Here is a 20593-nt window from a genome sequence, read left to right as displayed (position 1 = left end):
GAAGGCTCACGGACCTCCCCCACGGGTCCTTTGGAGGCAATGCCATGAAATTTTCGGCACGAGCCGCGCTCGCGCTCATAGCCGCTCCAGCCCTCCTCCTCACCGCCTGCGGCGGTGAGGAGACCACGGCTACCGGCTCTGACAGCGGCTCCACGACACCAGCAACCAAAGGGCAGCCAGACGTCAACGGGGACGGGAAGGTCGTCATCGGGGTCATGAGCCCTGGCGACACCCGCGACAACGGCTACTACCAGAGTTTCGTCGACGACGCGAACAAGATCGCCCAAGCCAACCAGTGGGAGGTCCGCACCCTCGACAAGCTCAATCCCGCAGACGCGGTCAACCAGGCACGTAACCTGTGCCGGCAGCGCGTCGACCTGATCGCCATCGCCGCGAGCGAGTTGAAGGACGCGCTCACCGCCGCCCCCGAACCGCAGTGCAAGGGGGTGAACTGGTATGTCAACGGTGGTGGCGGCGTGGAGCAGACCGAATATTTCACGCAGTCCAAGGACACCGTGAACCAGTCGCTTTACGCGGCGGGTTATGCCGCCGGTCAGCTCCTCAAGCAGCTGGGAGCCACCAAGGCCGGCTACATCACCGGCCCGGAACTCGACTTCGCCAAGCAGGCCGCCAAAGCCTTCAAGGCCGGCATGCAGGCCGTGGTGCCCAAGGGGGAACTGGTCACCACGTTCACCGGCGACTTCGACGACTCGGCCAAGGCCAAGGAGGCGTTCGAGGCCCAGAGGGCTCAGGGCATCAAGGTGGTCTATCCGTACCTCGGCGGGGCCACCGACGCGGTCACCCAGCAGGCCAACGCGGCGGGCATCCCCGCCCTCACGCCGGGCACCGACCGCTGCGCCGACACCACCACCAAATATGCGGTGTCGGTCATCTTCAGCCCCGGCGCGTATTTCGCCGCCGCGCTGGAGGACTACGGCAAGGGCACACTCAAGATGGGCAGCGCCCGTGAGTGGGTCATCGGTGTCGACCCCGTGCCCAACGTGAAGTTCTGCCAGCCCCAAGGCGACCAGCAGAGCGAGATCGACCAGGTTATGAAGGACATCGGCTCCAAGAAGCTCGACGTCGATGCCGCCGTCGACGGAACAGAGTAGGCCGGCCGGGACCGCGGTGAACGGCACCGCGGTCCCCTCGGTCGAACTCAGCCACATCACCAAGCGCTTCGGCTCGGTGCTGGCCTGCGACGACGTCTGCCTGAGCGTGAACCCCGGGGAGATCCACGGGCTGCTTGGCCAGAACGGCGCCGGCAAGAGCACCCTCATGAAGATCCTCACCGGTCTGGTGACCCCGGACCACGGCGAGATCCACATGGCCGGCTCGCGCGTCTCGGTGAACGACCCGCTCGCCGCGGCCGGCCTCGGCATCGCGATGGTGCACCAGCACTTCAGCCTGGTCGGACGCATGAAGGTGTGGGAGAACGTCACCCTCGGCGAACGCGGCCGGGTCGACCGCGACCAGGCCAGGCGCCTCGTCAAGGAGGTCGGCGAGCGCTACGGCCTCGTCGTCGACCCCGACGCCCACGTCGAGAACCTCTCGACCGGCGAACGCCAGCGGGTCGAACTCATCAAATGCCTCCGCCGCGACCCCGGCCTGCTCATCCTGGACGAACCCACCTCCGTCCTCACCCTGGCCGAGTCGCGCGAACTGTTCTCCGTACTGCGCAGGGCCACCACCGACGAGCACAAGACCGTCATCCTCATCAGCCACAAGCTCGACGAGATACTGCACGCCACCGACCGCGTCACCATCATGCGCGGCGGCGCCGTCGTCGCCCGCAGGGACACCGCGGGCACCGACGTGCGCGAGCTCGCCCGCGAGATGGTCGGCCGCGAGTTGTCCAAGTGGACCGCCGCCTCCGCCGTCGGCGCGATGGACGCGCTGATCGTCGGTGAGCAGACCGCCGCCGAGGGCGAGGTACTGCTGCGCCTGACCGACGTGCACGCCACCGCCCGCGACGGCAGGCCGCTGCTGCGTGGGTTGTCCCTCCAGGTGCGGGCCGGGGAGATCCTCGGCATCGCGGGCGTCGAGGGCAACGGGCAGGCCGCCCTCGGCGACCTGCTGTCCAGCCTGCTCGACGTCGACAGCGGCACCGTCGAGGTGTGCGGCTCCGCGGTGAACGCCGGGAAGCCGGGCGCCATGCACCGGGCGGGCGTCGGCGTGGTGCCCGAGGACCGGCACGGCTCCGGATGTGTGCTCGACATGAGCGTGGCGGAGAACCTTGTGCTCGCCGACCTCGGCGAGGTGGCGAGCGGCATGTTCGTCAGCCCCCGCAAGCTGCGCGAACGGGCGGCCAGGCTGATCGACGAGTTCGACATCTCGGTGCCGTCGCCGGACACCCCGATGCGGCTCCTTTCCGGCGGCAACCAGCAGAAGGTCGTGCTCGCCCGGGAACTGGCGGCACGCCCCAAAGTGCTCGTCGTCGCCCAGCCCACCCGCGGCCTCGACGTCGGGGCCATCGAGTACATGACCGAACGCATCTATCGCGCGGCCCAGGACGGCATCGCCGTACTCCTCATCTCCACCGAGCTCGAAGAGATCCTCACCCTCGCCCACCGCGTCGCCGTCATCCACCGCGGCGCCGTCGTCGGCGAGATGAAACGGGCGGACGTCGACCTGGAACGCCTCGGCATGATGATGGGAGGCCAAATCGCATGACGCTCACCCGGCCGCCCGCCACCACGCCGGCACCCGCCCCACTGGTGCGGCTGCGATCGAGGCTGACGGCGCCGCTGCTCTATGTCGTGTCCTTCGCCGTCGCCCTCGGCCTGGCCACCGCGCTCGTCACGCTCGCCGGCCACTCCATGGGCGACGCGCTCCTCGCGCTCTACCAGGGCAGTCTGGAGGGCGGCGCCTCGATCGGGCAGACGATCGACGAGACCACGCCGCTGCTCATCGTGGCCATCGGCGCGATCGTCTGCGCCCGCGCCGGCATCTTCAACATCGGCCAGGAGGGCCAGCTCATCATCGGGGCCATGGCGGGCGCCGCCATCGGCCTGTTCGTGCCCGGTCCCGGCTGGCTCGTCGGCTTCCTCGCCCTGCTCGGCGCGACCCTCGCCGGCGCGGTGTGGGCGGGCATCCCCGCCGTGCTGCACTACTGGCGCGGCGTGGACGTCGTCATCAGCACCATGCTGATGATCTTCGTGGCGATGCAGGTCGTGTCGTTCGCCGTCAACCGCGACTACCTCCTCCAGGAGACCGCGGTCAAAGGCCAGATCCTGTCGCCGCAGTCCAACCTCCTCCCCGAGGGGGTACGGTTGCCGCGGCTCGGCGAATATCCCGATTTCAACCTTGGCACCGGCTTCTTCATCGCCCTCGCCATCACCGGCGTCGTCGCCTATCTCCTGCGTTACAGCAGATGGGGTTTCCGCCTGCGCATGCTCGGCATGAACCCCGTCGCCGCCCGCCGCGCCGGAGTGAGCGCCGCCGCGCTCGGCGGCGGAGCCCTGCTGCTGTCCGGCGGCGCCGCCGGGCTCGCCGGAGGCGTCATGCTGACCGGCAGCGTCTATCGCATCCAGGCCGGGTTCGCCGACAACGTCGGCTGGGAGGGGCTGCTCGTCGCCCTCGTCGCGCGCAACCACCCCCTCGTCGCCATCCCCGTCGCCCTGTTCTTCGGCATGCTCCGCGCCGGAGGCGGCTTCCTCGCCTCCACCGGGGTGCCGCGCTATCTCGTCTCCGTCGTCACCGCGCTGCTCGTGCTCGCCGCCGTCTTCCCCGCGGCCTACGCCGAACTCCGCAAACGCCGCCGGCCCGCCGCAGTGGAGGCATGAGCGATGGACAGCATCGAACTGATCCTGGCCAGCGCCGTCCGGCTCGCCATCCCCCTCGCCTTCGCCGCCCTCGGCGAATGGATCGCCGAACGCGCCGGCACCCTCAACATCTCCCTCGAAGGCATGATGCTGGGCGGCGCCTTCACCGCCGTCGCCGGCGCCCACATGACCGGCTCTCCCAGCGCCGGCCTCGCCTTCGGCGTCGCCGCCGGGCTGCTCGTCGCCGTCGTGCACGCGACGTTCAGCCACCGGCTCAGCGTCAACACCTACGTCGTCGGGCTCACCCTCAACGTGCTCGTGCTCGGACTCACCAGCTTCCTCATCATGCGGACCGAGTCCCGGCAGGTCGACAAGCTCACCATCCCCCTGCTCTCCGACATCCCCGTCGTCGGCCCCGCCCTCTTCGACCAGCGGTGGCCCGCCTACCTCCTCATCGGGCTCGTCCCCGCCGCCTTCTGGCTCGTCCACCGCAGCCGGTGGGGCCTCGAAGCCCGCGCCGCCGGCGAGAACCCGGGGTCCGCCGACGTCAGCGGCATCGACGTCAACAAACGCCGCCGGCAGGCCCTCATGATCTGCGGCGTGCTCGCCGGATTCGGCGGCGCCTACCTCGCCGTCGCCGAAGTCGGCACCTTCAACCAGAACATGACCGCCGGACGCGGCTACATGGTCATCGCCGCCGTCATCTTCGGCGGCTGGCTCCTGCGCGGCACCCTCGCCGGCGTCCTCGTCTTCGGCGCCGCCGACGCCATGCGCCTCGCCCTGCCCGCACTCGGCTACGAACTCAACCCGCAATTCCTCATCGCCTCGCCGTACCTCCTCGCGCTCATCGCGATGACCTTCTTCGCCAAGAGCCACCGAGGTCCGGCCGCGCTCGGTCAACCCTTCGTCCGCGGCATCACATAAGTTTTGTTTCAGGAGTGTCCCGGTGAGAGCCGTTCAATACACCCAGCACGGCGGGCCCGAGGTACTACGCGAGACCGTCGTGGCCGACCCCGAACCCGCCCCCGGCGACGTGCTCATCCAGGTCGGCGCCACCGCCCTCAACCGGCTCGACATCCTCCAGCGCCGCGGCCCCGGCCTCCTCCCCGGCTTCACCCTGCCCCACGTCCCCGGCATGGACGTCGCCGGCGTGATCGTCGCCGTCGGCCCCGGCGTGCACGACCGCACCGCCGGCGACCGCGTCGTCGTCGACCCCGCCCTCCATTGCGGCTCGTGTACGGCGTGCGCCGACGGAGACACCGTCTACTGCTCGGCCATGCGCGTCGTCGGCGCCACCCGCCAGGGCGGCTACGCCGAACTGCTCGCCGTGCCGTCCTCCCACACGCACACCGTGCCCGGCCACGTGGGCCTGGAGGAGGCCGCCGGGCTGCCCACCGCGTATGCCATGGCGTGGCAGGCCCTCGTCGTCCGCGGCGCCCTGCGGGCCGGGGAGACGCTGCTGGTGCATGGGGCGGGGAGCGGCATCACCATCGCCGCCGTGCAGATCGCGCTTGGCCTCGGCGCCAGGGTCGTCGTGACGTCCGGATCCGAGGCGAAGTTGGAGTGTATGGCGGAGCTGGGGGCCTCCCTCACGGTGAACCACCGCACTACCGACCTCGCCGCCGCCGTGCGCTCGATCACCGACGGGCGGGGGGCCGACATCGCGCTTGACCACGTTGGTCCTGCTCTCTTTCAGCGCACACTCGATTCTTTGCGGCTGCGGGGGCGGCTTGTGTTCTTTGGCAACACGACGGGGATGACGGCTTCCTTCAACCTCATCGACGCCTATCAGCGGGGGCTCACGATGATTGGGTCCGAGGCTTATGGGAGGGCGGCTTTCGGGCAGATGCTGGATTGGTATTGGTCGGCTCGGATCACTCCGGTGGTCGACTCGGTTTTCCCGCTGTCCGCCGCGGCCGAGGCCCATCGGCGACTGGAGAGCGGGGAAAGCTGCGGGAAGATCCTGCTGAGACCGTGAACGGACTTGCGCTTGTGCCGGGCTGCTTGCTGTCCGGCGTGATTGTTTACGGCGTGATTGTGTACGGCGGAGCCGACATGGCCGCGGTCGTCCAGGCGGCGGTGCTCCGGTATGTCGTCGTCACGGTGGGCACGGTGGTGGGATTTATCCTTCGGATGACATAGAACATCGCCTTTCGGGGGATTTTTGGGAAAGTTGGGCGCCAACTTTCGAATTCCGGGTGTAGTCGCAGGGTGGGTGTGGAGCGTCTTCGGTTCTGCACGTTTTTTCACCCGCGACACTGGAGTTTTCATGCGCATCACCGGTCGCATGCTCGCCGCCGCCGTCACGGCGCTCGGCACCGCCGTGGTTCCCCTGGCCTTATCCGCACCCGCTCATGCCGCGGCGCCTCCTGGTGTGCCTAAAGGCGCGGTGCCCGTCAAGGTGGTGCAGGTGGTCGACGGTGACACGCTTGTCGTCAACAACAAGGGCAGGAAACTCAACGTCCACCTGCTCGAAGCCGACACCCCGGAATCCGGCAGATGCTGGGCCAAGGCCGCGACGACCCGCACCAAGGGCTTCGCGCCCCCGTCGTCCGTCGTTTATCTGCGACCGGGGGCGGTCGGGAAGGACGCCAAGGGGCAGCGGGTCTACTACGTGTGGAACAAGAGCGGGGTTTTCCTCAACCGCTCCCTTGTCCGTTACGGGTACGCCAAATTCGTGGCGACCGATGTGGTCGACAAGTACACGCGTCTTCTGCGGGCCGAGCAGGATAAGGCGAAGAGCCAGCGGTTGCGGATCTGGTCCGGCAAGTGCGACAACGGCAAACCCGGCACTGGAGGTCCCGGCACCGGCGGTGGCGGAGGGGACGGAGACCGGGGTGGCACCGGCGGTGGCGGCACTGGTGGCGGTGGGGGCGGCGGCACCGGTGGCGGCGGCAACGATCCGCGCTACGGCACATGTGGAGAGGCCAACGCCAAGGGGCTTGGTCCTTACCGCCGCGGCATAGACCCGGAATACGAGTGGTACCAGGACCGCGACGGCGACGGCGTGGTCTGCGAGCGCTAACGGCGTCGGCCGGACATAGCCGGGCCTCGGGCGCCTTCCCCGAGGCCGGCTTCGCCGTACTCATGCTTGACCAGGAGGGCAAGAGCTTCGCCGAGGCGCTGCAAGCTCACTCGGATTTGCGAGTGTTTGGCGGAGAAGCGCAGTTATGGGTGGTCACGAGGTTGGGCCTCGGAGGTTGAGGCTGTCGAGGAACGTGACGGTGTCGAGGGTGACGTGGGGGGCGATGGCGTGGTAGCCCCAGACGTGGATCCAGGCGTTGCCTGTGCGCAGGGTCAGGACCGACTTGATCAAGCCGGGGCCCATGTACTGCAGGAACAGGAAGATGACGGTCAGGATCCCGGCGGGCAGGGTGTCGTATACGGCCCAGGATTCAAAGATGTGAATGACCGCATAAGCCACTCCGCCCAGGATGGTGGTCATCGTGACCGAGCCGGTCAGGCGGGCGAAGCGGGGGAGCAGGATCGCGTAGATGAAGATCATGATGGGGAGGACCGCGCCGAAGAAGTTGACGGTGAAGGCCAAGGGCACGCCCAGGAGTAGTTGGCCGGGGCTCAGGCTCAGGATCTCGTCGCTTACGGCGGTGAGTTCGAGCAGGCTCTCCACGAGCAGGACCGCGACGATGAGCAGCGCATCCTTACGCCGGTCGCTGGAGTGCAGACTGAGCTGCGCGTTGGTGTAACCCCGCCGTCTGAAGACGAAGTACGGCAGAGCCGCGAAGAACACGAAGTTGTAGACGGCCCAGCCCAGGACCCAGCCGGGGGCGAGGGTCTGGTGGTGGAGGCCGTAGATGGTGCCCGGCAGGTGGAGGCTGTAGGCGTGGTCGCCGGCCAGGTTGCCGATGATCAGGCCGCCTAGGCTCACCGCGGTTCCGTACACGATGAGGGCGATGACCTCGGTTTTCGCCACTCGGCGTTCGGGGGCTCGGGTGGCCAGGTCGAGTTTGGGCCGGTTGCGGGTCATGAAGATGGCTATGGCGATCACGATGCCGGCCGCCAGCAGGTTGAGCTGACCGTTGATCACCTCGGTCGCGACGGGAAGCGGCTCGGGGCCTCGGGTGAAGGGGAGTGCGCCGCCCGCCAGGGGGAAGACGGCGAGGCTTCCGAGGACCCACAGCACCGCTGTCACCTGGACGGATCTCTTCTTTAACAGGGCGGTTGCTCCGCTCACCGTCGCACTCCTCGCTACTGGCTCTAGTTTTAGCTAGAGGATGTAGTTAATGCAAAGCGATGTCAAGATGGAGCCATGGCAGCTGACGACGCCTCGGAGCGAGAGCGAACACCTTCCTCACCCCGGGCGCGATACCGCGACCAGCTGAGGCAGGAGATCAAGGACGTGGCCCGGCGCCACCTCGCCGAGCTGGGCGGTGCGGGGCAGTTGTCCGTCAACGCGATCGCCCGTGACCTCGGGATGCGGGGACCTTCGCTCTATCGCTACTTTCCGTCCCGGGACGCCCTGATCACCGAGCTGCTCATCGACGCCTACACCGACCTCGGCGACACGCTCAGACGCACGGTGGCGGATTCCCGTAGCTGCGGCGAGGCACCCGCGGAACGGATTCGGCATTACGCACGCACGTATCGGCGATGGGCGCTGGAGAACCCCGAACTCTTCGACCTGCTGTATGGCCGCCCGGTCCCCGGCTATCGCGCACCCGCAGAAACCGGGCCCATGGCCCGCAGCATCATGGTCCTGCTGATGGACCTGATCCAGGAGGCCCGCCAAAAACCGGAGCCCCCGGCCGGCGAGGAGTGGCGCACCCAGCCGGTTCCCAGCGCCGACGAGAGTTTCCAGCTGGCGGTGCGACTGGCCGCCGGATGCCACGGCCTGCTGGTGCTCGAACTCCACGGACACCTGGCCGATATGGTCCCCGACCCGTCCGCCTTGTTCGAAACTGAACTGGACGAGATCCTCCGCCGAGCACTATCGGATCCGGGGCACTCGTAACGCGCCGAAATATAACGGCTGGCACGTATCTCCAGCGTGTGCATGGTGCGGAGGTGTCCCATGGGGCTTTCCCTGTCTAAGTGTTCAGGGAAACTCTTGCGACGATTGTGAAAGGCGCCGGAGCAAAAGAGGAGTGATCCCCAATATTTTTTACCTAAGCGGGAACCTCCGGTGCCGCCGGGATATCGGGCATCGCAGTGAGATCGTTGAGGTCATACCCGCGGGGGGTCACAGTTTTCCTATGGCACTCTCAAGGGCATGCATATCGGGAAAGCTGGACTGACCCTCTGTGCAGCCGCTGTCGCCTTGACCGCGGGAATCTCCACCCCTGCACTGGCCCAGTCCACACAGACGACGTCCCCCATGGCCTATGTCCGCCCGGTGCACGACGTGCCGGTGGTCAACGGCCGGGCCGCCTATCTCCTCGACACCTCCACCGATGAAGTACGGCTAAGCCACCGAGCGCAAGAGCGTATGCCGATCGCCAGCCTGGTCAAGGTGATGACGGCATATGTCGTGCTCAACGAGGCCAACCTCGACGACCGGGTTGAGATCCTGGCGAGTGACGTGGGATACGCCAACGCCGGTGGGGCCGCGACCGCGGGGCTGCGGGTGGGGGATTCGCTCACCGTCAAGGACCTGCTCTACGCCACGCTGCTTCCCTCCGGGGCGGACGCCACGCAGGCGCTGGCCCGCACCTACGGGCCGGGGGTGGACGAGTTCGTGGCGAAGATGAACGAGACCGCCCGTGATCTCGGGCTGGACAACACGCTCTACGTCAACGCCGACGGTCTGTCGGGGCCAAGCGGCCCTGGCTATTCCACCGCCGAGGATCAGGCCAGGCTCGCCCAGGTCGCCGTGGAGGACCCGGTGTTCAAGGCCATCACCTCGACCATCGGTCACACGGTGCCCACGACGGCGGAGAACCGCTACTATGCCTGGCGGAACACCAACAGGCTCCTCGGCGCGCCGGGCGCCGTCGGGGTGAAGACCGGGTATACGAGGGCGGCGGGCTACACGCTCACGTTCGCGGCCGAGCGCGGCGATCGGCTGCTGGTCGGTGTCATCTTGGGCGAGTCGCTCTCCAGTCGCCGGTTCCAGACTGCCGGATCCCTGATCGACTGGGCTGCGGCCCACCCGGCTGTCGATGCGCGAGCGCGCTGAACGATCGCGACTCCACCGACGCGCTCAGATCTTGAGATGAACACGCGTCCGGACGACATCGCGGAGCGTCGTCAGGGCGTCGTCGAGTAGAGGGTTGCTGTTGGCCTCTCGATGCAAGGCCACGACTCTCCTGCAGGCGGAGGCCGATTCCAGTGAGGTCGCCAGGATGCGGTCGTCATGCACATGGCTGAGGGCGGGCACAATCGCCACTCCCAGGCCGGCGGCGACCAGATGCCGTACGACGTCGTAGTTGTTGCTTCGGAAGGCCACCGTGGGCGTGAATCCGGCTTCCGCGCAGAGCCTGGTCAGCGACAGTGCACCGCCTGTGCCCTCGCGGCTGGTGATCCAGCGCTCTCCGGCAAGCGTCGAGAGTTCGGGAGGCCGATCGGGTTCCTTGTCTCCCAGCCGTAGAAGGAGCAGGTCTTCTTTGAGCAGGTCGTGTTCGGCGATCCCGTCGGGCCACCTCTGCGGGACGAGCGCGTATTCATACACAATGGCAAGGTCGAGCGAGCCTTCCACCAGCATGTGGATCAGTTCGTCAGGTTCGCCTTCCTCCAAGAAGATCTGAGCCCGAGGATATCGATGCGTGAACCTCGACAGCGCTGTAGGCACCAGCCGCACGCTGGCCGTAGGGAAACTGCCCAAACGGAGTCGCCCGCTGCTGCCCGAGGCCAGTTCACGCACTTCATGGCCGAGGTCGTCTAGATCCGCCAGGACGCGTCGGCTCAATTCCATCAGGCGCCGGGCCGCGGAGGTGACGCGCACACCGCGGGCTCCGCGCTCGAACAGGACAAGTCCGGTGTCCTTCTCCAGCAGCACCATTTGCTGGGAGACAGCGGAAGCCGTATAGCCAAGTGAGCGCGCCGCGAGTGCGAAAGATCCGGTTCTGCACACCTCTCGAAGGGTGACCAGATGCGAGGGCCTGAGCATAGCACCAGCATAAGCATCGCTTACTCAGTGACCAGGAATGTGTCGGCCTGCTGGGGCTTGGCGATTCACATGCTCGGCCCTCATCGTTGGACCGGGCATCGGAAGGCGACCTAATGAAACTCATCTCGCATGGGCAGATGCGTGCGGCGTTCGCACGGCAACTGTCCGACATGTACGGGCGGGAGGTCCCCGCCTATCTGACACTCGTGGAGACAGCCCACGAGGTCAATGAGAATGTGCTGCAGCAGGCGGGGGCCGCTGCCGAGCGGTTCGGCTCCATTGACAGGGTCACCGCCGAACGGCACGGGGCCATCCGCGTCGGCACACCCGACGAGCTCCAGCAGGTCTCCCGGGTCTTCAGCGCGCTCGGGATGCGGCCGGTGGGCTTCTACGACCTTCGGGAGGCCGCCTCCCGTGCCGTGCCAGTGGTCTCGACGGCGTTTCGTCCCGTCGAGGCGGGTGAGTTGGCCTTCAACCCTTTCCGGGTCTTCACCTCGATGCTCACCACTTCCGACCGCCGTTTCTTCGACAAAGATCTCAGGCAGCGACTGGAGAACTTCCTGGCCGCGCGGCGGCTTTTCCCGCCCGAGCTTCTGCGACTCGCCGATGAGGCGGCACTCGCCGGCGGGCTGCCGGAGGAACGGGCGAAGCGGTTCATCCACCTTGCCGTTCAAGCGTTCGCGCTCTCGGCAGAGCCGATCGACAAGGCCTGGTACGAAACCCTCGAACGGATCTCAGCCGTCGCCGCCGACATCGGTGGTGTGACGAGCACACACATCAACCACCTCACACCACGTGTGCTCGACATCGACGACCTCTATCGGCGCATGACCGATCGAGGCATCACCATGATCGATGCGATCCAAGGGCCGCCTCGCTGGAGTGGTCCGGATGTGCTGTTGCGCCAGACCTCTTTCCGCGCGCTGGCCGAGCCTCGGCGGCTGCGCCTGGAGGACGGCACGGTGACGGCGGGCGCACTTCGGGTCAGGTTTGGCGAAGTGGAAGCCCGCGGCATCGCACTGACCCGCACCGGCCGGAAACACTACGACGAACTGATGGCTTTGGCGGACGCCGAGGCGGCCGGTGCCGCCCCCAAAGAACGGGCCGAGGTCGCGCGGACGCTGTGGGAGCGCGAGTTTCCCGCGACCGAGCGGGAGCTCGCTGCCCGAGGGCTGGGCTTTTTCACTTATCGGCCGGCGGGGGATCGCGTGCCCGACGGGCGGCGGCCGGATGCGGACCTGGCCGATCTCATCGACCACGGTTGGGTGCACGCCGTACCTATCGTGTACGAGGACTTCCTGCCACGATCCGCGGCAGGAATCTTCCAGTCCAACCTCACAGGCGAGGGGACCAAGGACGACGAGTCGGCGGCGGCCGTCTACGACGCCGGAAGGCTGGCCGATGCCATGCGGCAGGAAGTTCTCGACCCGTTCGCACTGTATGAGGAGCAGCAGGCACGGTCGCTCGCCGACGTCGCCGCCGCCCTCGGCCTACCGGAAATCAAGGAGAGTTCGAGGTAGCAATGACCACGATTGTGTTGCCCAGTACCGATGACCTGAGAAAGGTCGCGATCGATGTGCTGGCCCGGATGGATGTCCAGCTGGAGGAGGGCGGTGGCGTGCAGGCGCGGACGCCGATCACCGGCGGCCGTCTCTTCGATCTCGCGGCCACCGCCCCGGCCGCGGTCGACGACACCGTCCAGGCCGCTCACGAGGCGTTCCTTTCCTGGCGCACCGTGCCCGCGCCTCGTCGCGGCGAGTTGGTGCGAAGGCTCGGCGAGCTTCTGCGTGTGCACAAGGGCGATCTGGCCGAGCTGATCACTATCGAAACGGGCAAGATCCGTTCGGAGGCGCTCGGCGAGGTCCAGGAGATGATCGACATCTGTGACTTCGCAGTCGGTCTGTCCCGGCAGCTCTACGGACGCACCATCGCCTCAGAACGGCCGGGCCATCGGCTGTCGGAGACCTGGCACCCCCTGGGCGTCGTCGGGGTGATATCCGCGTTCAACTTCCCGGCCGCGGTGTGGTCGTGGAATGTCGCTGTGGCGCTGGTCTGCGGCGACACCGTGGTCTGGAAACCTTCGGAGTTGACGCCTCTGACGTCGCTGGCCTGTGATCGGCTGCTCGCCAGGGCGATCGAGGAGACGGGGGCACCGCGCGATGTCCATCGCTTGCTGCTCGCCGGCCGCGCGATCGGCGAGCGACTGGTCGACGACCGGCGGGTGGCTCTTGTCAGCGCCACAGGCTCCGTCCGCATGGGCAGGGAGGTCGGGCCGAGGGTGGCCGCTCGATTCGGCCGGTCCCTGCTCGAACTCGGCGGCAACAACGCCGCGATCGTCGCCCCATCGGCCGATCTCGATCTGGCGGTCTCCGCTGTCGTGTTCGCGGCGGCGGGAACGGCGGGTCAGCGTTGCACGACCCTGCGCCGGCTGATCGTCCATACCGACGTCGTCGACTCTGTGATGCAGCGGCTTGTCGCGACGTTCCGTACGCTGCCCATTGGAGATCCGTTCGACGCCGGCACCCTGGTGGGGCCGCTGATCTCACGGCAGGCGTATCAAACGATGCGTGACGCGTTGGAGACCGCCCGTTCCGAGGGGGGCGAAATCCTCGTCGGCGGGGGGCGTCGCCTTGCCGATGAGGCGCCGGACGCTTTCTACGTCGAGCCTGCGATTGTCGGTGTGTCCGGCCAGTCGGGCATTGTGCGGGAGGAGACCTTCGCGCCGATTCTCTATCTCCAGACTTACCGCACCTTCGAGGAGGCGATCGCGTTGAACAACGATGTTCCTCAGGGGTTGTCGTCCAGCGTTTTCACCCGGGACGTTCAGGAGGCGGAGCGTTTTACGGCCGCCGACGGTTCCGACTGCGGCATCGTCAACGTCAACGTCGGAACATCCGGCGCGGAGATCGGTGGAGCCTTCGGAGGGGAGAAGGAGACCGGTGGCGGACGGGAGTCGGGCTCCGATTCGTGGCGGGCCTACATGCGCAGGGCGACCAGCACCGTCAACTATTCGGGCCACCTGACCCTGGCTCAGGACGTCACCTTCAGTTAACGATCATGGTTGCTTTTTTGACCAAACGTTCGATAGATTAGGGTGGATGAAAAAGTTATCGCGGGGTCGGGTGCGTACAGTCCTCGGCGATGTCGAGCCGTCTGCGCTTGGCCACACCCAGCCGCACGAGCACGTGCTGTCCGACATGTCGGCCATCGTGCAGCCCTGGGGGACGGCGCCGGTCGGTGGCACAACATCGCCGACCGGCATCCGGCCGGAGTTCCCCGCGTCGGTGCGCGCCCGCGTCGCAGAACCGGTGCGCCTCGACAACTACGACTGGGTCCGGCGCACGGTTTTGAACCTCGACAACCTGCGCCTGCTGTCCGAGCAAGACGCTGTCGAGGAACTCACCCTCTATCGGCTGGCGGGCGGAGGTGCGGTGGTGGATTCCAGCCCGCTGGGGCTTGGCCGAGACCCGCTTGGGCTCGCCCGCGTCTCGCGTGGCAGCGGCGTCCACATCGTCATGGGAAGCGGATATTACTGCCGCGACTACCATCCGAGCGGGCTTGACGAAGCGCCGGCTGAGGCCATCTGCGAGGAAATCGTGGCGGATGTGTGTGACGGTGTCGGCGACACCGGGGTCCGGGCCGGCCTCATCGGAGAGATCGGGTTGAGCTGGCCCGTGCATCCCGTTGAGGAGAGAGTGTTGCGTGCCGCCTGCCGCGCACAGCAGGCATCTGGGGCGCCACTGCAGATCCATCCCGGCCGCGACCCTCGGGCACCTCGGGAAGCCATGCGAACGGTGGTGGAGGCGGGCGGCGACCCGGGGCGAGTGATCATGTCTCATCTCGATCGCACTCTCTGGCGGGCCGAGGACCTGCTGGACCTCGCGGCCACAGGCTGCTACCTGGAACTAGATCTTTTTGGTCAAGAGTCCAGCTACTATGCCTTCAATGCCGACGCGCAGCGACCCAACGACCGCACACGTGTCGAGTGGCTACAAATGTTGATAGAGGAAGGGTTCGAAGACCGCCTGCTGATCGCTCAGGACATCTGCCAGAAGGTCTACCTTCGTCGCTATGGTGGCCCTGGTTACACCCACATCCTGGAGAACGTTGTTCCGCTGATGCGCCGCATGGGCATGACGGAAGCCGAGATCACCGCACTCACGGTGACAAACCCCGCGACCGCCTTGGCGATGGAGTAGGCCCGCATTATGGCTACCACCAACCAGCCTTCCGGCCACCGCAACAACGGTGGCCGGATGAAGGCGAAGACATCCCGCCGCGCGCGCTCGGTTCGCACGGAGATGCAGCTTTTCCGGGCAGCCTGCTGGCTTTTCTCCGAGCGAGGCTTTCACGGCACCGGCATCCGCGACATTGCGGAGATCGCAGGAGTCGCAGTCTCGGGGATGTACTACTACGCGTCCTCCAAGGATGAAATTCTTGAGGCCGTCACTCGTCGCGTCATGGAAACGCTGGTCGCCGGCAGTGAGGCGACACTGCGAGATATCGACGACCCGGCCGAGCGTCTCGTCGCGCTCATGGCCGTGCACGTCGCGTTTCACGCGCGCAACCCGCGCGCCGCCAAGGTCGCCGACCACGAGTTTCAGGCGTTGACCGGTGAGGCGCGGGAGGGCGTCCAGCGGTTGCGCGACGCCTACGAGGCGGTGTGGGCCGACACGTTGCGAGCCGGTGTGCGCCACGGTGTGTTCCAAGATCGCGGGAACGTCGCACGCCTGGCGCTACTGCAAATGGCGACCGGTGTCGCACACTGGTATCGAGCCGATGGCGCACTGGACATCCCGCAACTCTGTGAGCGCTTCGGCGACATGGCTCTGTCATTGATGGGGGCGAACCACGAGGGTCGCCTGCTGAAGGTCCAAGACCTCAACATGCCCGACTCCGAGCTCTTGCTGGAGCGGATCGAGCTGTCCATAGAACCACGTGACGGGTTCTAAAGCATTCGACTGAGCCTTACCTGCGCGTAGGTCTTGACATAACCAGTTTTTTGAGCGAGCGTTCGATCATATTTGGAGAGGAGAGATGACGTGACCCGTACCGCCGATGGCCACGCTGACGGGAGGCAGCCCGCGACCACTTCGAGCTCGCCAGACCAGATTGCCGATGCCGCCGAGATCGCGCACAGGTTGTACGGGCTCCACGGCCGAGTGCGGCCGCTCCCCGGGGAAAGCGACCGCAACTTTCAGGTGGTCGGCGCCGACGGCGAGCGATACGTTCTCAAGCTTCACGCACCCGGCGTCGACCCTGCCGAGCTGGACCTGCAGGATGCGGCGTTGCTGCACCTGGCGGCACAACCCGACCCGCCGTCCGCCCCCCGGAGCGTGGCGACCCTCGACGGACGCTCCCGCGCCACCGTCGACTGGTCTGACGGCCCGCGTATCGCGAGGGTCCTGACCTGGATGGACGGCCGCCCCTGGGCAGAGATCGACCCGACGGAGGAGAGGTTGTGGAGCCTCGGCCGCCGGGTGGCGGAGGTCGACCACGCTCTGCGCGACTTCGTACACCCGGCGATGCGCCGCGACCTGGTCTGGAATCTGACCAGCGCGCCGCGGGTCGCGGAGCTTGCCCCGGCGGTCGCCGACGACCTCAGGCCACTGGTGACCGAGGTGTTTGAGCGCTACGCCGACCACGTCGCCCCACGCCTCGCGGCTCTGCCCCACCAGGTCATCCACAATGACGCGAACGAGCTCAACATCCTGGTGGGTGACGAGGATGTCACCGGGCTCATCGACTTCGGCGACGTGGTCTGGAGCCCGCGTGTCTGCGGGGTGGCGGTGGCCGGCGCCTACGCGATGCAGCCGCATGCCGACCCGCTACGGGCGGTATTGCCGCTGGTGCGCGGCTACGACTCAGTGACGCCACTGCATGTGGCCGAGCTGGAGGTGCTTTTCGACCTGATGCGCACCAGGCTCGCGATGAGCATCTGCCTGGCCGCCTACCAGCGCGCCAAGGATCCAGGCAATGACTACCTGCTGGTCAGCCAGCAGGGAGTCGCGCGGGCGCTGCGCCGGTCGGCGCGGACAGACCCCGATCTCGCCCACTTCATGCTGCGGGACGCGGTCGGATTCGAGGCCAATCCGCAGGCCCGCCTCGTGCGCCGGCACCTGCAGTCCGGGGCGGCGCGCCCCAGCGGTGTGCTGGGTGATGACACGGTCGTGGGCGGCGCCGTCGTCGCAGGCCGCACCGACCGGGACCGGCCGGAGGGGGCGCGGCTGGTGCTGACCCGTCACGGTGAGACGTCCGACCTCGGTGTCCACCTGGGGTGCGATCTCTACACCGGCGAGACGGTCACCGTGAGATGTCCTCTGCCCGCCGTGGTGCGCCAAGCGGAGGCGGGTTCGTCTGTCCTGCTTGAGCATCGCACCGACGACGGCGTGCCGTTCTGGACCGTCTACCAGCACCTCGCCGCGCACTCGATCGGTCCGGGCGACGAGCTGGCGGCCGGTGCTCCGCTGGGCACGATCAACGGCTCACACCTCGGTCTTCGACTGCTGACTCACCTCGCAGGGGCGGAGGTGGAGATCGTGTCCCCCGATGAAGCAGACCTGTGGACCAGCGTGAGCCTCGACCCCAATTTGCTGCTCGGGCACCCGCGGGGCGGCGCGACCCGGCCGCGCAGAGGCGCCTCCGCCCTGGCGGCCCGTCGCCGCAGCACGTTCAGCACGTCGTTGAGCCTGTCCTACCGTGAGCCTTTGCACATCGTCCGAGGTGAGGGGGCCTACCTCTATGACTCCTCCGGCAGGCCGTGGCTGGACCTGGTCAACAACGTCTGCCATGTGGGCCACTGCCATCCGCGTGTGGTGGAGGCGGCCCATCGGCAGGCGGCCGTGCTTAACACCAACACGCGCTATCTACACGAATCCATCGTGGAGCTCGCCCACCGCCTGATCGAGTTGATGCCCGATCCGCTGCGGGTGTGCTTCTTCGTCAACTCCGGCTCAGAAGCCAACGATCTCGCACTCAGGCTGGCGGCGGCTCATACCGGCTCGCAGGACGTCCTGGTCCTCGACCATGCCTACCATGGGCATCTCACCTCGCAGATCGCGCTGAGTCCATACAAGTTCCACCGGCGCGGTGGGCTCGGTAAACCGGACACCACCCATATCTGCGAGTTGCCCGACCCTTATCGGGGCGGGCTGCGCGCCGGTCGCGACAGCGAACTCGCCGGCGGATACGCCGCCTCAGTGGCGGAGCGGATCGATGCCCTGACGGCCACGGGGCGAAAGCCGGCGGCGTTCTTCGCTGAGTCGCTGCAGAGCTGCGGCGGTCAGATCGTCTATCCGGACGGTTACCTGCGTGAGGCATTCGAGCATGTGCGCCGCGGCGGGGGCGTTTGCGTCGCCGACGAGGTGCAGGTGGGCCTTGGACGTGTGGGGCGATTCTTCTCGGGCTTTGAGCTGCAGGATGTTGTGCCGGACATTGTCACGCTGGGCAAGCCGATGGGTAACGGCCACCCGATCGCCGCCGTGGTGACCACGCCGGAAATCGCACGTTCCTTCGAGACAGGAATGGAGTATTTCAATACGTTCGGCGGCAATCCGGTCTCCGCCGAAGTGGGACTGGCTGTGCTTGACGTTATCCGCGACGAGCGCCTCCAAGCTCAGGCGCGGGACCGCGGTGAGCGGCTCCTGCGGGGGCTCCGCGGTCTCCAGCAGCGTCATCCGCTGATCGGGGATGTTCGCGGAGAAGGTCTGTTCATCGGCGTCGAGCTCAGCCTTGCCGACCGGGAGCCCGCCACCGCGCAAGCGGCTGCGGTCAAGGAGGCAGTGAAGGCGCGTGGAGTCCTGATCTCCACGGACGGGCCCGACGACAACGTTCTTAAGATCAAACCTCCGCTGGTGTTGGCAGAGGCGGACTGCGATCTTTTCCTGGAAGTTCTCGGCGATGCGTTGGCCGAGGTAGAAGCACTACTTTGATGTGAATACGCCTTGACGCGGGCGTATATTTGAGCGAGCGTTCGACTACTTATCGCCACAGTACTCATCCCACCAGCTCTCATCCCCACGGGTGCTCACCTCCCCAGTACTCATCTCCACCATCACCTTTCTCCACCAGGGGTCCATGACGGCTCCTGGCACACATGGCGGGTACAAGATGCAAGGCGTGCGAAAAAGGGCTTTCGCTACCACAGCGGCCGCACTCATATTCCTCACCTCGGGCTGTTATCGAGACACCGACAATTCACCGGGCACCGCGCTGCCAAATAGCGCACCCCAGCAGGAACTAGTCACGACCACTCCTCCCGGAGCAGGGAAGGTCGATCGCATCACCTGGGCGCTTTATCGCGGCACCACCTCTATCGACCCGATCACCACGGGGGACTATCCCGAGATCACTGTCACCAGCCTCATGTGTGAGGCTCTGTTCCGGCAGGGCCCTGACGGGTCTGTGGAGCCCGGGCTGGCGACAAAGCTGGACTACACGGATGCGAAAACCGCTGTCCTGACACTGCGCGAGGGCGTCACCTTCTGGGACGGATCTCCCATGACAGCGGAGGACGTCGCCTTCAGCATCGAACGCAATCGTGATCCGAAGGCCGGCGGCTACTGGGTGCCCATGCTCAGCAGGGTGGCCTCGGTCGAGGTCACCGGCCCGCTGCAGGTCACCGTGAAGCTCAAGCAGCCCGATTACTGGTTGCGCAACGTCTTCTCCTACATGCCGGGCATGGTGGTGTCCAAGCGCTATGTCGAGGCGAAGGGCAAGGACTACGGCACGGTCAAGGGCGGCGCCATGTGCACCGGCTCTTACAAGCTCGGCCAGTGGCGGACCGGTGACGTGCTGTCCGTGGTGCGCAACGACGGCTACTGGAACCGCGACGTGGTCCCGCTGGTGCGGCAAATCGACTTCAAGGGCATCCCCGACGAGGCGACGCTGACCGCGGCACTGCTGACCGGGGAGGTGGACGGGGCCTACCTCGAACTGCCGCTGTCCACGATGGATCAGGTCCGGGCCAGTCAGGCGGTGAAGGTCTACCGGGGGCCGTCGTACCTCATCGACGCCTTGATCGTCGCCGACATGGACAAGGGCGTGTTGTCCGACGCGCGAGTGCGGCGTGCGCTGTCGCTGGCCGTAGACCGCGAGGCCTATATCCAGACTCTCTACAAGGGCACCGCTCAGCCTGCCCGCGCTCTTGGCGCCCCCGGCGCGTGGGGCTATGAAAAGGATGCCTTCAAGTCCGCCTGGGACGCCCTGCCTGCTCCGAAAGTCGACTTGGAGGCCGCGCGCAAGCTGGTGCAGGAGGCCGGCGCGACGGGCAAGACCGTGAGGTTCGGCATGAGCAACGAGCTCAACAAGCTCGTCACCGAGGCCAACCTCTTCAAGACGGCGGCCGAGAAGATCGGGCTCAAGGCCGAACTGAAGGCCGTCTCCGCCGACGCCTACAGCGGGTTCTTCCTGGATCCGAAGGCGCGCGCGGACGTGGACGGCTTCTTCACCACCAACTATCCCAACTGGGCCGACCCCGGTGCGCTTTACGCAACCCTCTCCATTCCCGGCGGCCCGCAGGACTACGGAAGCTACCGCAATCCGAAGGTGGCCGACCTGCTCGAACGCTCCCGCGGCACCGACGACCAGCGGCAGCAGGCACAGCACACGATCCAGGCGCAGCAGACTTTGACCGAGGACCTGCCGTGGATTCCGGTCGTCGCGCCGGACACGGTGCTGGTGCTCAGCTCCAAGCTCACCGGGGCCACAGTGTCCTCCCAGCATCTGTTCGCGCCGTGGGCCGACCGGCTCGGAGCGGTTGGCTAGC

At 66.9% G+C, this 20593-nt stretch carries 17 protein-coding genes; 15 read left to right on the top strand and 2 right to left on the bottom strand.

Annotation, left to right across the window (positions count from 1 at the left end):
* The first annotated feature begins 44 nt into the window (after positions 1–44).
* The 7 genes from Ssi02_RS23755 to Ssi02_RS23725 all read left to right on the top strand — a co-directional run bounded on the left by Ssi02_RS23755 (position 45) and on the right by Ssi02_RS23725 (position 6789).
* Positions 45–1112 (top strand): BMP family ABC transporter substrate-binding protein, encoded by a 1068-nt coding sequence (locus Ssi02_RS23755; protein WP_204029309.1) that lies wholly within the window; start codon positions 45–47, stop codon positions 1110–1112.
* On the top strand, positions 1087–2673 hold the full coding sequence (locus tag Ssi02_RS23750; protein ID WP_204029302.1) for an ABC transporter ATP-binding protein: 1587 nt from the start codon (positions 1087–1089) through the stop codon (positions 2671–2673). The genes Ssi02_RS23755 and Ssi02_RS23750 overlap by 26 nt, the downstream gene beginning before the upstream one ends.
* Entirely contained in the window at positions 2670–3785 is a 1116-nt protein-coding gene (locus Ssi02_RS23745; RefSeq protein WP_204029300.1) for an ABC transporter permease, read from the top strand. Before Ssi02_RS23750 ends, Ssi02_RS23745 begins: the two co-directional genes overlap by 4 nt.
* Positions 3786–3788: 3 nt before the next feature.
* Entirely contained in the window at positions 3789–4688 is a 900-nt protein-coding gene (locus Ssi02_RS23740) for an ABC transporter permease (RefSeq protein ID WP_204029298.1), read from the top strand.
* 22 nt (positions 4689–4710) lie between these two features.
* Positions 4711–5742, top strand: coding sequence for a zinc-binding dehydrogenase (locus Ssi02_RS23735; protein WP_204029296.1), 1032 nt, complete (start codon positions 4711–4713; stop codon positions 5740–5742).
* The gene (locus tag Ssi02_RS23730) at positions 5739–5906 is read left to right on the top strand and encodes a hypothetical protein (RefSeq protein ID WP_204029294.1); all 168 of its coding nucleotides are present in this window, start codon (positions 5739–5741) and stop codon (positions 5904–5906) included. The genes Ssi02_RS23735 and Ssi02_RS23730 overlap by 4 nt, the downstream gene beginning before the upstream one ends.
* A 127-nt stretch (positions 5907–6033) precedes the next feature.
* Complete coding sequence (locus tag Ssi02_RS23725) at positions 6034–6789, top strand: thermonuclease family protein (protein WP_204029292.1); 756 nt, start codon at positions 6034–6036, stop codon at positions 6787–6789.
* Positions 6790–6942: 153 nt separating this feature from the next.
* Here Ssi02_RS23725 and Ssi02_RS23720 read toward each other — a convergent pair whose 3' ends face one another.
* Positions 6943–7956, bottom strand: a complete 1014-nt coding sequence (locus Ssi02_RS23720; RefSeq protein ID WP_204029290.1) for a hypothetical protein — start codon at positions 7954–7956, stop codon at positions 6943–6945.
* A gap of 75 nt (positions 7957–8031) precedes the next feature.
* Here Ssi02_RS23720 and Ssi02_RS23715 point away from each other — a divergent pair, with 75 nt between their 5' ends.
* Both Ssi02_RS23715 and Ssi02_RS23710 read left to right on the top strand, forming a co-directional pair.
* Entirely contained in the window at positions 8032–8733 is a 702-nt protein-coding gene (locus Ssi02_RS23715) for a TetR/AcrR family transcriptional regulator (RefSeq protein WP_204029288.1), read from the top strand.
* A gap of 363 nt (positions 8734–9096) precedes the next feature.
* Positions 9097–9897, top strand: a complete 801-nt coding sequence (locus Ssi02_RS23710) for a D-alanyl-D-alanine carboxypeptidase family protein (RefSeq protein ID WP_239129459.1) — start codon at positions 9097–9099, stop codon at positions 9895–9897.
* 24 nt (positions 9898–9921) lie between these two features.
* Here the strand turns inward: Ssi02_RS23710 and Ssi02_RS23705 are convergent, their stop codons facing one another.
* Positions 9922–10827 carry a LysR family transcriptional regulator gene (locus Ssi02_RS23705; RefSeq protein WP_204029284.1) on the bottom strand — a complete coding sequence of 302 codons (906 nt, stop codon included), beginning with the start codon at positions 10825–10827 and terminating at the stop codon, positions 9922–9924.
* Between the two features lie 113 nt (positions 10828–10940).
* On the opposite strand from Ssi02_RS23705, the gene hglS reads away from it, so the two are divergent.
* The 6 genes from hglS to Ssi02_RS23675 all read left to right on the top strand — a co-directional run bounded on the left by hglS (position 10941) and on the right by Ssi02_RS23675 (position 20592).
* Positions 10941–12347 carry a 2-oxoadipate dioxygenase/decarboxylase gene (hglS, locus tag Ssi02_RS23700; RefSeq protein WP_239129456.1) on the top strand — a complete coding sequence of 469 codons (1407 nt, stop codon included), beginning with the start codon at positions 10941–10943 and terminating at the stop codon, positions 12345–12347.
* Between the two features lie 2 nt (positions 12348–12349).
* Entirely contained in the window at positions 12350–13879 is a 1530-nt protein-coding gene (gene amaB / locus Ssi02_RS23695) for an L-piperidine-6-carboxylate dehydrogenase (protein WP_204029282.1), read from the top strand.
* A 46-nt stretch (positions 13880–13925) separates the two neighbouring features.
* Entirely contained in the window at positions 13926–15026 is a 1101-nt protein-coding gene (locus Ssi02_RS23690) for a phosphotriesterase family protein (protein ID WP_204029280.1), read from the top strand.
* Between the two features lie 9 nt (positions 15027–15035).
* Positions 15036–15779, top strand: a complete 744-nt coding sequence (locus tag Ssi02_RS23685; RefSeq protein ID WP_204029278.1) for a TetR/AcrR family transcriptional regulator — start codon at positions 15036–15038, stop codon at positions 15777–15779.
* 90 nt (positions 15780–15869) lie between these two features.
* The gene (locus tag Ssi02_RS23680) at positions 15870–18758 is read left to right on the top strand and encodes an aminotransferase class III-fold pyridoxal phosphate-dependent enzyme (protein WP_204029276.1); all 2889 of its coding nucleotides are present in this window, start codon (positions 15870–15872) and stop codon (positions 18756–18758) included.
* 187 nt (positions 18759–18945) lie between these two features.
* A complete protein-coding gene (locus Ssi02_RS23675) occupies positions 18946–20592 on the top strand; it encodes an ABC transporter substrate-binding protein (RefSeq protein ID WP_204029274.1) in 1647 nt (548 codons plus the stop codon).
* Position 20593: the final 1 nt, after the last annotated feature.

The organism is Sinosporangium siamense (genome assembly GCF_016863435.1).
Lineage (GTDB): Bacteria > Actinomycetota > Actinomycetes > Streptosporangiales > Streptosporangiaceae > Sinosporangium > Sinosporangium siamense.
The sequence above is the reverse complement of the archived record's forward strand: the minus strand, read 5'-3'. Positions and strand labels throughout refer to the sequence as shown.